The sequence below is a fragment of the Catenulispora pinistramenti genome (assembly GCF_018274385.1).
In the GTDB taxonomy this organism is placed as follows: domain Bacteria; phylum Actinomycetota; class Actinomycetes; order Streptomycetales; family Catenulisporaceae; genus Catenulispora; species Catenulispora pinistramenti.
The window spans coordinates 1-12494 of sequence record NZ_JAAFYZ010000018.1; the positions used below are offsets into that span (position 1 = coordinate 1).

At 67.5% G+C, this 12494-nt stretch carries 11 protein-coding genes; 3 read left to right on the forward strand and 8 right to left on the reverse strand.

Going from position 1 to position 12494, the window contains the following annotated elements:
• Positions 1-737 precede the first annotated feature (737 nt).
• Complete coding sequence (locus tag KGQ19_RS07815) at positions 738-2315, reverse strand: alpha,alpha-trehalose-phosphate synthase (UDP-forming) (protein WP_212008469.1); 1578 nt, start codon at positions 2313-2315, stop codon at positions 738-740.
• A gap of 512 nt (positions 2316-2827) precedes the next feature.
• On the opposite strand from KGQ19_RS07815, the gene KGQ19_RS07820 reads away from it, so the two are divergent.
• Entirely contained in the window at positions 2828-3781 is a 954-nt protein-coding gene (locus tag KGQ19_RS07820) for a YsnF/AvaK domain-containing protein (protein WP_212008415.1), read from the forward strand.
• A gap of 1077 nt (positions 3782-4858) precedes the next feature.
• Positions 4859-5140: a MerR family transcriptional regulator gene (locus tag KGQ19_RS07825; RefSeq protein ID WP_368862071.1), complete on the forward strand. Its 282-nt coding sequence runs from the start codon at positions 4859-4861 to the stop codon at positions 5138-5140.
• A 99-nt stretch (positions 5141-5239) separates the two neighbouring features.
• Here KGQ19_RS07825 and KGQ19_RS07830 read toward each other — a convergent pair whose 3' ends face one another.
• The 5 genes from KGQ19_RS07830 to KGQ19_RS07850 all read right to left on the reverse strand — a co-directional run bounded on the left by KGQ19_RS07830 (position 5240) and on the right by KGQ19_RS07850 (position 9249).
• Positions 5240-6109, reverse strand: a complete 870-nt coding sequence (locus tag KGQ19_RS07830; RefSeq protein WP_212008417.1) for a class II glutamine amidotransferase — start codon at positions 6107-6109, stop codon at positions 5240-5242.
• A gap of 626 nt (positions 6110-6735) precedes the next feature.
• Positions 6736-7032, reverse strand: coding sequence for a CsbD family protein (locus KGQ19_RS07835; protein WP_212008418.1), 297 nt, complete (start codon positions 7030-7032; stop codon positions 6736-6738).
• A gap of 75 nt (positions 7033-7107) precedes the next feature.
• Entirely contained in the window at positions 7108-8712 is a 1605-nt protein-coding gene (locus KGQ19_RS07840; protein ID WP_212008419.1) for an FMN-binding glutamate synthase family protein, read from the reverse strand.
• Positions 8713-8790: 78 nt separating this feature from the next.
• Positions 8791-8997, reverse strand: a complete 207-nt coding sequence (locus tag KGQ19_RS07845) for a hypothetical protein (RefSeq protein WP_212008420.1) — start codon at positions 8995-8997, stop codon at positions 8791-8793.
• A gap of 96 nt (positions 8998-9093) precedes the next feature.
• Entirely contained in the window at positions 9094-9249 is a 156-nt protein-coding gene (locus KGQ19_RS07850; RefSeq protein WP_212008421.1) for a hypothetical protein, read from the reverse strand.
• 185 nt (positions 9250-9434) lie between these two features.
• Between KGQ19_RS07850 and KGQ19_RS07855 the strand changes: the two genes are divergently transcribed.
• Positions 9435-9914 carry an Hsp20/alpha crystallin family protein gene (locus tag KGQ19_RS07855; protein ID WP_212008422.1) on the forward strand — a complete coding sequence of 160 codons (480 nt, stop codon included), beginning with the start codon at positions 9435-9437 and terminating at the stop codon, positions 9912-9914.
• Between the two features lie 633 nt (positions 9915-10547).
• Here the strand turns inward: KGQ19_RS07855 and KGQ19_RS07860 are convergent.
• Positions 10548-10802 carry a phosphopantetheine-binding protein gene (locus tag KGQ19_RS07860; protein WP_212008423.1) on the reverse strand — a complete coding sequence of 85 codons (255 nt, stop codon included), beginning with the start codon at positions 10800-10802 and terminating at the stop codon, positions 10548-10550.
• Between the two features lie 78 nt (positions 10803-10880).
• Complete coding sequence (locus KGQ19_RS07865) at positions 10881-12494, reverse strand: condensation domain-containing protein (RefSeq protein ID WP_212008424.1); 1614 nt, start codon at positions 12492-12494, stop codon at positions 10881-10883.

The following is a 12494-nucleotide window of genomic DNA, read 5'->3' on the forward strand; positions in this document are numbered from 1 at the left end:
CATCAACCAACCGGTGTCCTCGTTCCCTGCGTTTTGTATTTCTCCGGCTGGTTTTCGGTTCGTTCCCCTCGGTCGCGTCGGCAGGGCTTCGCCTACAGTGCCGGTGGCCGGGGGTCAAGTTCGCGCTATCAAAACCGCCGCCTACCTGCATGACCGCAAGCGCGCGGACTTTACCCCCGGACACCGGTGCTGTACCCATCGGGCTGACGACGCGGCCGTGGGGAACGGACCGCACCACCTCAGGGACCGCAGCCGCTGAGACTCACCCGGCCACCCGAGGGAACCGCGCTAGTTTCCCTGAGGTTGTCGAGGCCCGCCGGAGGCCCGGCTCTTCATCACAGTTTTTGATCTTGATCTTGCTTGTGGCTCTTGATCTTGCTCTTGATCTTGCCCGTGCTGTTGATCTTGCTTGTACCCCTTGTTCTGACTTGCTGGAGTTGAAGAGGCCTGAGGCGGGGCGGGGTTGTGAACACCGGAACCGGCAGCCGACACACAGACTCGCCGCCCCGAACCCCGAACCGGCACAACTATGACCGAAGGCCGTAAAAATCGCCTTTCAACCCACACCCTAACCGCAACCCGGCTCACAAACCCCAGCCCCCAACAAACTCCACCCGCCAACGGATCCCGCCCGCCGATCGGCACATCGCGAACCACATCGCGAACCACATCGCGAACCACATCGCGCACTCCCGAGCAAAGCGCGAACTCCCAGGCAAACGTTGCCTGACACGGCACTAGAGATTGGTAGTGGCCGGTCTGGATGCAGGGGTGAAGCCCGCTTCCCTTAGCCGGGCGTCCAGTTTCATCAGGCTTCTCTTCGGCCGTCGGGGGGCGTTCACGCTGGGTCCAGCGCGGCCGTCGATCAGGTGTACCGCCTCCGCGCTGGTCGCCGTGGCGGCGCTCGGGTCGAGGAAGTCGAGGAAGGAGCGGGCCCACAGGCCCACGTCGTGGGTCATCACCTGTCGGTGCAGGGTCCGCATACGCTTCCGCTCTTGCTCCGGGTCCATGGTCAAGGCCTGTTCCAGAGCGTCTGCGACACCGTCCAAGTCGTGTGGGTTGACCAGCAGGGCACCCTCGGCCAGTTCGGCCGCCGCTCCGGCGAACTCGGAGAGCACCAGTGCCCCGTCCAGTCCGTGCCGGGTGGCGACGTACTCCTTGCACACCAGATTCATGCCGTCCCGCAGCGGCGTGACCACCATGACGTCGGCCGCGCTGTACAGCGCGACGAGCTCGTCCCGGTCCATCGACTGGTGGAGGTAGTGCACGATCGGGCGGCCGACCCGGCCGAAGTCGCCGTTGAGCTGCCCGACCTGTTCCTCGATGCTGCGTCGCATCGCCTGGTACTGGCCGACCCGCTCGCGGCTCGGGATGGCGAGCTGGACCATGGCCACCGACTCCGGATCCACCCGGCCCGATGCCAGCAATTCGCGCAGGGCCCGTAGCCGGACGTCGATGCCCTTGGTGTAGTCCAGCCGGTCCACCCCGAGGAGGAGGCGGCGGGGATTGCCCATGTCCGAACGGATCTGCTGGGCGCGGTCGGTGGTCCGGGGGCTTTGTGCCAGTTCGTCGAAGCCTGCGGCGTCTATGGAGATGGGGAAGGCCCCGACCCGGACCTGACGGCCGTCGAACGGCACCGACCCGGGGCGATTCCGGACCCTGACAGCGGCCTTGGTCGGTTCCAGACCGAGCAGCCGCCCGGCGAGCCACAGGAAGTTCTGGGCCCCCTGGGGCATCTGGAATCCGATGACGTCGGCGCCCAGCAGCCCGCGTACGAGCTCCGTCCGCCAGGGCAGCTGCATGAACAGCTCGACGGGCGGGAACGGTATGTGCAGGAAGAAGCCGATGCGCAGGTCGGGGCGCTGCTCCCGGAGCATGGCCGGAACCAGTTGGAGCTGGTAGTCCTGCACCCACACGGTCGCGCCCTTGGCGGCGGCGGCCGCGGCGGCGTCGGCGAACCGCTGGTTGACCGCCACGTAGCTGTCCCACCAGGACTTCTTGAAAACCGGCGGGACGACGACGTCGTGGTAGAGCGGCCAGAGCGTGGCGTTGGAGAAGCCCTCGTAGTAGTCCCGGACCTCGGCGTGGGACAGCTTGACCGGATGGATAGCCAGGCCCTTGTCCTCGAACGGGGCCAGGTCCATGTCGGCGCGGCCGGGCCAGCCGACCCAGGCACCGTGCCGGCCGCGCAGGAACGGCTCCAGCGCGCTCACCAGACCGCCGGGGCTGGGACGCCATCTCTGGGTACCGTCGTCAAGCTGATCCAGATCGACCGGCAGCCGGTTGGCGACCACCAGGAAATCCGCACCGTCCATCGTCTTCACACCCACGAAACCAAACGCCTCTCAGTTCGTCTCCCCGGCGTGCACCGGGAACCGGCGGGCCGCTGCGGATGCGACTCGCACTATGTGAATTGCGTGCTCCAGCAGTGCAGAAGGTGCCTGTGAGCCGACCGCGCTTTCAGCCAGCGGGTCGGCACACCGGACTGGCCCGATGTGCGAAGGAGTCGGCGGATGGTTGCGGCTTCATCGTCGTTCCCATCGTGCCTTCGGCAGGTCACTGGAGACGATCTGCTGCCCGGTTCGCTGCCGGCTAAACGGTAGAAATGCCAGCCGTCGCGTGGTAGGTGCTGCGGCGGCCACGCACTCGGCCGTCTTCTTCCAACCCCGCGGCGCCACCGTGGCCCGCCGATCCGGGTCTTCTGACCGGCAGGGATCGCGATAGTTAGCCCAAAGGGAGTACGAGTGGATGCGCCGCCAGTACGCCCGGCCTTGACTGTGACGCGGGGAATCCGGGATCCGCGATGAAGCCGCGGGACCGTCGCTAGTTGGAGGTCGACGTCATGACGGGTAGAGAGCAGTTCCTCGGAAAACAGATGGTGGGGCGCGATGGACAAGAGATCGGTGCCATCGACCGCGTATTCGTCAACGACATCACGGGCGAACCGGACTGGGCCACGGTGCGCATCGGCGTGCTCCGCCGTGAACACGTGGTGCCGCTGGAGGGCGCTCAGCTGAGCGGCGACGCGATCCGGGTTCCGCATTTCGAGGCCACGATCAAGAACTCCCCGAAGCTGGACTTCGACGACCACCTAGGCCCGGAGGACGTCGCGGCACTCGCCAAGCACTACGGCACCACGGCTGCGTCCCCCGAGGAGAGCATGAACGGCGGGTCGCCGCAGCGGACGGAAGGCCAGATGCGGTCCAGGGCCGCGGCGGAGACGGGCGGCCAGACCCGGCAGGACGTGCGAAGCGGCACGAGCGGGGACATGAGTGGGGGCACGAGCGGGGAACGGACCGCTGAGAACATCCAGGTCCCGCAGGACCTTCACCGCGAAGCGACACTCGACGCGACGCGCTACGGTGAGCGCCTCCACGTGGCCAAGGAGAACAGAGAAGCCGGACGGGTCAGGCTGCGTAAATACGCGGAGCAGACCCCCGTGGAGCAACGCGTGGAACTGCACCACGAGACCTATGAAGTGGTGCGTGTCGCGATCGACGACCCAGCCCAGGGCCCGGGGAAGCATGGCGACTGGAGCGAGCAGGTCGAGGAACTCGTGCTCTTCGACGAGCAGGTCCACGCCACCAAGGAGGTCGTGCCGCTGGAGCGGATCGTCATCAGGAAGAAGGTGATCAGCGAGGAGAAGGTCATCCGGGACACCGTCCGCACCGAGCAGTTCGAGATCATCGAACCGGACAGTGCTCGGGGCAGGGCCGGTGTGATGGGCGCTGACAAGCAGGCTGACAAGCAGGCGATGGCAGACGAGCCGAAGCGAAGCTGAGGGTTCGGACTCGCGGAGTCACCGCTCAACAGCCCCCTGACACGGCTCACACCGAGATCCTCGTCTAGCGGGAGCCGGACCTGGTCATGGGGTGGTCACCATCCGATCCGGTCTGATCTGGTCTGATCCGATCCGGTCTGATCCGATCTGATCCGATCGATCTCGCTCAGGGTCCAGCCGTCCGCGCTGGACCCTGACGGTGCGAGTTGACGCAAAGAGCAGCCGAATCTGAGTTCGCCGGGCATGGGGTGCCCGGCATATCCGAATCGTCGTTGATTCTCGGTCGCCACCGCGCGGGTTCGGCGACACGCGTCACCGGATCGGCGCAACGCCGCTAAGAGCGTCGAGCTCGCTTCGCCGGCCCCGGGCCCCGCACTCAGCGCGCTCTGCCGAGCGGTATTGAGCCTGCTCAGCGCCTTCAGTGGGCTGCCGCCGTCACCAAGCAAAGAGCCGTGTGACGGGTTCACCGCAGCACACCTCCCGCACCGGCAGGCAAAAATCTATCGTGGCTGAGGTAGACATGGTGCACCTACGTGGGTAGTGTTTGTGACGTAACCACAGCATCAAAGATGCGCGGCAGACACGAACTGGCGCGCGAGCAGGACGGCAATGGGGTTCTGGCGCCAGCAGTGCTGGTGGGCGCCGGGACCGACGGCCGGGTCGAACAAGACCCGGGGCTGCCGAGAAGTACCGCAAGTGCAGTACGCAGTACCGCAAGTGAAGTCGCAGTATCCGGTTGGTACGACACGAGAGAACAGGAGCGAACACCATCAGGATCGCCCGGACGGCATGTCGTGTCCGGGTGGGCAGTTCAGGCCCCGGATTGGAAGGTGGTCCCCGGTCAGCAGTCCGAGATCCCCGCGCCCGCGCTATATCAAGGCGGATCCGCGGATCAGTAAGCCGGCGTGTTTTGTCGGTACGTAGATGGTGTTGAAATTCCCTAGGGCCCGGTGCCATTCGGCACCGGGCCCCTCATGGTGTCCTGCCGCATAGCAGACAGAAGAGGTGCAAGTGACAGGCAGTGCAGGAACCACCCCGGCCGGCCGGCTGGACGACGACGACTACCCCGCCTTCACCATGGGCCGGGCCGCGGAGATGATCGGCGCCACCCCCGCGTTCCTGCGGGCCCTGGGCGAGGCGAAACTGATCACCCCGCTGCGCTCCGATGGCGGCCATCGCCGCTACTCCCGCTACCAGCTGCGGATCGCCGCCCGCGCCCGCGAGCTCGTCGACGCGGGCACCCCCATCGACACGGCCTGCCGCATCATCATCCTGGAAGACCAACTCGAAGAAGCCCTCCGGGTCAACGAGGAACTACGCCAGAACAGCGGCGACCCGCAGACTTCCGGAAGCGCCTGACCTCAACGGATACGTGATACGGCGCGGACCTGCTGATGGAGTGGCGGACCGAGAGACCGGGAATGAACCACCGATCGACTGCACACCATCCGTCCGGCGTCAGAACACGTCCGGCGCGACTGTGGCGCCGGACGTGAGGTCGGCAGGTGAAAGGCGGTGTGCCGGCGGGTCGGGCAGCACCACTCGGGAGGTAATGCCCGGGCCGGGGCTGACGTGCAGGAGTTCGCCGGAACGCAGCAGTCGCCATGCGGGGTCCTCGTCCAGCCGCTCGCTGGCCACGACCACCGACGCGGCGTCGCTGAGGTCGTCGGCGTGGACCCGCAGCCGACCGTCGCTCCCGGCCTGGTCCAGATGCCGGCGTCCATGCTGACCACCGGCCTGGCGGTCCAGGACATACAAGCCGTGGGCATCCGGATAGCGCAGCGCCCACAGGTCCTCGCCGCTGATCATGACGATGTTGAGAGCGAACAGCGGCAGGTGGCCGGCCACCCACCGGGCCGCGGTTTCCAGGCCGGTCGTCACATCGCCGCCGGCAGCCTCCGTCTCGCGGTTGACGAGAGCGAAGAACCGCTCGGAGTCGGTATCGCCCCGCACTTCGTCCATCGACGAGCCGAGGTGCCGCTCAAGCAGGTCCATCCCCTCGATGACACCGTTGTGGGCCAGCATCCGTCCATGCGCGCTGAACGGATGCGTGTTCCGTTCTTGTAGCCCACCGGTAGTGGCGTATCGGACGTGCGCGATGAACGTCGAGGAGCTGGCGGTCTGCGCCGCCTCAGCGAATTGCCTGTCCGCGTAGGCCGCGATGGGCGCCTTGCGGACCACGGGGGTGCCGTCGGGCTCGAAATATCCCAGCCCGGTCCCGTCGGGATCGCGTCGGCTCTGGTCTGTGAGACTGTCAGGCGCCTCCAGCAGCCAGAACGTCGCCCGGACCCGCTGCGGGGAACTTGCCAAACCGAACAAGCGGCACATCACGATCTCCTGACGACAACGGCTTCGGCGACCACACCGGCACAGGTTCTAGAGAACCTGTACCCGCTACGTGGCCGCTGCGCTCGGCACCCTGGGCACCGACTTACCTGGTGAACCGTTCCTCGACCTTCGGCCGGCTATCTCGGAATCACCATCTGCCGTACCACCGACGCCGGCCACCGGACCCAGGCGGCGGATCCTCCGGAGACGCGGTGGCGAGATTCCGGTTTGGAACCCGGCAACGGGGTCACCCGGTGATGCGGTGCACGAGCAGATCGCGCGCCACGACATCGCCGGCGGCCTGATCGCCGACGAACCCCGACTCGCGGCCGACGTGGCATTCGGGGCCGCGGCCACCGAGTTCTTGCAGAGGAGTAGGGGCGGACGTGCCTCACAGCGGGCCGGTAGCCGTCACCGGCTGGCCTTCATCGCTGCCGCTGCTGCGGGTGACGCAGCCGCACCACGCCAAGCGGCGCGACGTCACGTGACGCCGGATGGCGCATACCGCGGTAGAACCGCGCCGCGCCGCCGGCGAGCGGGATCGCGAGCGGGAGTCACACCGGGGTTCAGACCAGCGAACCGGGCCCCGGACAAGGGCAATGTCCGGGGCCCGGTTCACACGTCGGCTACTTGTTGAGATGCTGCTTGGCTCGCGCAGCCACCTGCTCGGCCTTGCCCTTGACCTCCAGGCTTTCGTCGTCGGTGACGGCCCCGGCTACTTCCTTGGCTTTGCCCTTGGCTTCGTGGCCCACGTTCTTCGCGGTGTCCTTGGCCTTGTCGGCCGCATGCGCGGCGTGGGCCTCGGTTTGATCGGCCCGGCCCTCAGCCTGCACGCGCTCGTTGCCCGTGACCTTGCCGGCAGCCTCCTTGGCCTTGCCCTTCGCGTCCTTGGCGGCATGCTTGGCCTTATCGGCGATACTCATAACGAATCCCTTCTCATCCCTGCGGAGCGTCCTCGTAACCCGGCCGGCGGGTGTGAAACGGGGTATCCGCCGGATTCACGCACGAGGTCTCGAAAAGCTGTCCGGGTCGGCGGCCAGCCAGTCCGCGGACCAGTCCCGTGGCACCTCGGCCAGCAGTTCGCCCGGTTCGAGCCAGTCGAACAGCTCGGCGTAGGTCCGCACGGTGTTCTGGTCGGTGCGGCGAAGCAGATGCGCCGGGCGGAGGTCACGCGGTTCTCGCAGTCCCATGGCCGCGATGATCTGCTGAGCCTGGGCCACAGTGTTCTGCTGGTAGCGGCGGACGCGCTCGGTCTTGTCGGCGACATCGAGCGCCCGCGCACGCCCCGGGTCCTGGGTGGCCACCCCGACGGGGCAGTGGTTGGTGTGGCACAGGCGTGACTGGATGCAGCCGGCGGCCATCATCATCGCCCGGGCCGAGTTGGTGTAGTCCGCGCCCTGGGCGACACGCTTGACGATGTCCATCCCGGTGGCCACCTTGCCGCTGGCGCCGATCCGGATCCGGTCCCGCAACCCGGTGCCGACCAAGGCGTTGTGCACGGTCATGAGCCCATCGGTCAGGGGCTTGCCGACACCGTCCTGGAATTCCAGCGGCGCCGCGCCGGTTCCGCCCTCGGCTCCGTCGACCGTGATGAAGTCCGGCGTGACGCCCTCGGCGACCATGGCCTTGCAGATCGCGAGGAACTCGCTGCGGCGGCCGAGGCACAGCTTGAAGCCGACCGGCTTGCCGTCGGCCAGCTCACGCATCCCCGCCAGGAACAGCACCAGTTCGCGGGGAGTACGGAACACCTTGTGCGCGGGCGGACTGATGCACTTCTCCCCCCGGGGCACCTCACGGAAGCGAGCGATCTCCGCACTCACCTTGTCAGCCGGCAGCACGCCGCCCAGGCCCGGCTTGGCACCCTGGCTCAGCTTCAGCTCGGCGCACTTGACGTGCGGATGGGCGACCTTGTCGCGGAACTGTGCGGGATCGAAGTCACCGTCGGGGGTACGGACGCTGAAATAGCCGCTGCCGATCTCCCAGATCAGATCGCCGCCGCCTTCCAGGTGGTAGGGCGTCAGCCCGCCCTCGCCGGTGTCGTGCGCGAAACCACCGCCTTTCGCGCCGGCGTTCATGGCCCGGATGGCGTTCGCGCTCAGCGAGCCGAAGCTCATCGCCGATACGTTCAGCAGCGCCATGTCGTACGGCTGAGTGCAGTCCGGGCCGCCCACGCGGACCCGCGGCGGGTCGTCATCGGGAGTGAGGGGGACGGTGGCGTGTTCGACGAACTCGTAACCGGGCTGCGTCACGTCCAGCTCGGTACCGAACGACGTCTCCTCGTGGATGCCTTTGGCCTGCTCGTACACGACAGTGCGGGTGTCGCGGTCGAAAGGCCGGCCGTCGTAGTCGCGCTCGATGAAGTACTGCTGCGCCTCCGGCCGGATCGCCTCCAGCAGATAGCGCAGATGCCCCAGTAGCGGATAGTTCCGCAGCACCGCGTGGCGTCGCTGGAGGACGTCGTAAACAGCCACCGAGGCGAGCGCGCCGAACAGCACTACAGCGAACAGCCACCACAGCGAAACAGCGACGGTGGCCCAAACGCTCACCGCCGCGACAAGGAAGAAGACGACGGGGACACTGCCGACCGAGAACCGCATTCGCATAACCAACCTCTTTCCGCATGGACGGCGGGCGCCCGGCCGACGCACGCCCCGCGTTCAAGGCCGGGGTCTCTGCCGCACTCAGTGCCGCGTGAGCGCCACCATGCGCACCAGGGCCGAAACGACCAGAACTATCCCGAAGGTCAGGACGGTGACGCTCGCCGCCAGGGCAGTGCTGCCGAGGACGAGGACACCCGTCCCGAAAATGAGTACCGCGGCCACGGTGCAGGGCACGATGGGTGTGGACACCGAACCGTGTTGCCTGCTCACGGTTGTCTCCACTCTCATGAGGGGCTCCGTGTGTCCGCAGACTGCGGGGTTAAACCAGGGGCCAGGTCGTACGCCGCGGCGGTGCCGCACTTCGGGGATGACGTCGTGGCCGGCTCACAGGTCGTGGTGAGCCGGGATCAGTGACTTTTCGGCCCAGGCCAGAAAAGGCTGCCGGGTGTCGCCGCCGACCTGCGCGAGCGCCACCTCGGCGAAGCCGGCCTGGGCGAACGGCCGCACCGCTTCGACGAAGCCCTCCACCGAATCCCGCACGGACCGGACACCTTCGGCCGGGAGCAGGGCGATGACATCGCCCTGCTCGCCGCGGACAGGGTTCCGGCAGAGTCCTGATATCCCGCCGAGAATATCCCGATTCGCCGGCCGGAGTTGTTTGGCGGCCACCGCTGCGGCCATAAGGCGGATTCAGGAACATTGTCAGCGGTGAGGGAGAAACCATCATGAATTCGCCTTTTTCCCACAATTCCGGAAGCGAAGAGCACTCCGACCGGACCTGGGGTCTGGGTCTGCCCTGGGGTCCGCCGGCGGAGCTTGACGAGCTGGTCGACCGCCTGGGCCGATGGGTCGATCGGGCCACCGGAGGACGAGGCCGGGGTGCACGCTGGACGCCTGTCGTCGAGGAGGACGAGACCGCGGGCACTTATCGGGTCCGCGTGGAGCTGCCCGGGATCCCGCGTGACCGGGTCTTCGTCGAAGTCGAGGGTCACCAGCTGTGTGTCCGTGGCGACCTGGAAGAGGGCGCGGCGGGCGCGAACAGCTACTTGGCAGCCCGGGCGGGAAGCTTCGCGTTCCGCACAACGCTTCCGGCCGATGCGGATCGTGAAGACGTGCGTGCCGATCTGGCAGACGGCGTCCTGACCGTCACGGTGCCCCGCTCCGGACCGACGTCGCGCACGACAGTCCCGATCAGCGGTAAGTGACGGTTCGGCGTCCGGCCGACCGACGTACGCCGCGCCCGCCGTCGCCCAGGCAAGGGAGCCTGGGCGACGGCGGGCGCGCGATCCCGGAAAGCACAGACGGCAGCCGGGGCGTGCTAGCGCCGCCGCATCATCATCACGACAAGGACGATGATGAGTATCAAGACCACGGTGCCTACGCTGATGTACATCTGAGCCTCCTGGGCATCTGGTTTCCGTCTCTGCGTTCGAACCGGCCCCTTATGACCACGTAGCCGTCGAGTAACCAGGACTCGTGAACGAATCCGGCGCGCAACGGCGCTCGGTCGGGTGAGCTCGGTCACGGACAGCCGGAGCCCACTGCGCACGCGGCGCGAGATGACGGAAGATCGACGCCCCGTGCGACGGGAGCAGCAAGTGAGCGCCCGCCGGTCGCAGATCGGGCCGGACTCAGCCGGACTCAGCCGGACTCAGCCGGACCCGACCGGCTCCCGGCCCGCAGTTCTCCCGCGACTCATGCGCCGCATTGAGCGCCCGATCCTCCAGCTCGCGGCAGGTGAGTGCGGCAGCGCTGGTGATCGCCGCCGCCGAAAGTCGTCGCCGTGCCTGGTGCGCGAGCGCTGCCCGCCCATACCGTCATCACGGTCGCCTGCCCTGTCACCGCGGGCCGGCGGCTTCGGCGCCGCTGCCTTCCCGGCTCTGGTCGGCGATGAGGGCCGCCAGTTGATCGGGCGAGGCGGCGCGGAAGATGTCGAGCAGGGTGAAGTTCATGCCCGTGCGCTCTTCCAGGCGTGCCAGCAGGTCCAGTGCGAGGAGCGAGTTTCCGCCGATATCGAAGAAGTCGTCGTCGGGGGCCACGTCGCTGACCTCCAGGAGTTCGCCTATCAACGCTGATATCTCCGGTGCTGTCACCTGGTGCCTCCTGCTGCGGGTCAGGCCTCACGGGCCGGCTTGCCGGTGTGCTCAAGGTCCAGCATCGCGATCGGCTGCTCAGCGGATCGCGGCGGCCTCCTGAGCCGAGAGCTCCGCGGCCAGCCGGGTGAGATTGTCCGACAGTGCCTGTGAAAGCTGCTCGATGGTGGCTTCCTCGTAGACTTCGGTGCTGAATGCGAGCCCGAAGGCCAGGCGCCCGTCGCGTATCTCGGCCGATATCTTGATTTGGTAGGGCTGCTCGCCGACCTGCGCCACCGGACTTCCCGCGGGCAGTTTGGCCGGATGGAACGGGGCCTGCATGATGTCGTTGCTGATGTCCCGGCCTTGGTAGTTCAGGTAGAGCTCGCGGCGTGGCCAGGCGGAGAGCCTGTTGCGCAGTTCGGGGTCGCGTGACAGGTACCTGAGTTCCGACCAGCCTGTCTCGTGTTGACGGAACGTGCGGACCTGGCTGACGACGGAGCGCAGCATCGGCAGTCCGTCGGCGATGCCGTCCGAGGAGATGATGTGCGGGTCCGCGGTGTTCAGCCAGCCGACCAGGCGTGAGGTGTCCGTGCCTGAGGGCAGCGGGTCACGGCCGTGGCGGCATATGTCGATGGCGAACGTGGTCGCCCAGCCTGTCTCTCGGAGCGACTGGGCGAGCGAGGCGAGCAGCATGTCCTCGACCGAGCAGTCGAAGCGGGCGACCGACGTCGTCAGGACCCGGGTTCTCCCCTGATCGAGGGAGGCCTTGATCTGCTTGATGTGGCGCAACTGGCGCGAGCCGTCTGGCTGGTCTTTGGGGAGCGGGGCGATGGAGTTCCAGGGCTGCGCGGCCCAGAACCGGCTGATCGCGTCGGCGGCGGGGCTGTTCACCTGGCGGTGCAGGTCCTGCAGGTGGCCGAGGTACGAGCATGGCTCGGGGAGGCCGGCCGTCGGCCGGCCGGCCAGCCGCGCCAGGTACTCGTCCTGGATCTCCTCCAGCAGGACCGAGATGGAGATGCCGTCGCAGACGAGGTGGTGCACGTCCATCACGAGCCAGCCGGGCTCCGTCTCGCCGCGGTTCAGGAACAGGAAGCGGATGAGGGGTCCGGTGGCCAGGTCGAATCGGTGGTGGAACCTGTCGACCCGGAGGTCCATTTCCTGGAGCCACCCGGTCGAGCGCGTGTCGATGGCGACTTCCTCGTACCAGGCCTCTGCGGAGCCGGCGGGCTGCTGCCGCCAGCCGTCCGCCGACTGCGCGAACCGCATTCGCAGGGCCTCATGCCGGCTCAGCACGCGCTCGGTGCCGTCGCGGAACATCTCGAAGGAGAAGCCCGGATCGACTTCGAGCGGGACCGTGAGGTTGAAATGCGCCGGGTCGAAGTACGTCGGATCGTCGAAGCGCGAGTCGAAGAAGCGTGCCTGGAGCGGCATGAGCGGGTAGGTGCTCTCCGTGTGCACCTCGCTCGCCGGGCCTGTCGCGGCGCCGGCCGGGCTCAGCTCGGCCAGGGCGTCGATGGTCTGCCAGACCATCAGGTCCTTGACGGTGAAGTCGAAGCCCGCCCGCCGGGCCCGCGCCACGAGGTGGACGGCCGACCGGCTGTCGCCGCCCAGGTCGTAGAAGCTGTCGTCGAGGCTCACCTCGGGCAGCCCGAAGATCTCCCTCCAGATCTGCGCCAGGGTTTCCCGCGCCCGCTTTGCCGACTGAGTCAC

Bases quoted from the DNA above. Each gene is read 5' to 3' on its own strand.
- KGQ19_RS07815 (WP_212008469.1), bottom strand. From the start codon at position 2,315: ATGGACGGTGCGGATTTCCTGGTGGTCGCCAACCGGCTGCCGGTCGAT.
- KGQ19_RS07825 (WP_368862071.1), top strand. From the start codon at position 4,859: ATGGGCCGGGCCGCGGAGATGATCGGCGCCACCCCCGCGTTCCTGCGG.
- KGQ19_RS07830 (WP_212008417.1), bottom strand. From the start codon at position 6,109: ATGTGCCGCTTGTTCGGTTTGGCAAGTTCCCCGCAGCGGGTCCGGGCG.
- KGQ19_RS07835 (WP_212008418.1), bottom strand. From the start codon at position 7,032: ATGAGTATCGCCGATAAGGCCAAGCATGCCGCCAAGGACGCGAAGGGC.
- KGQ19_RS07840 (WP_212008419.1), bottom strand. From the start codon at position 8,712: ATGCGAATGCGGTTCTCGGTCGGCAGTGTCCCCGTCGTCTTCTTCCTT.
- KGQ19_RS07845 (WP_212008420.1), bottom strand. From the start codon at position 8,997: ATGAGAGTGGAGACAACCGTGAGCAGGCAACACGGTTCGGTGTCCACA.
- KGQ19_RS07855 (WP_212008422.1), top strand. From the start codon at position 9,435: ATGAATTCGCCTTTTTCCCACAATTCCGGAAGCGAAGAGCACTCCGAC.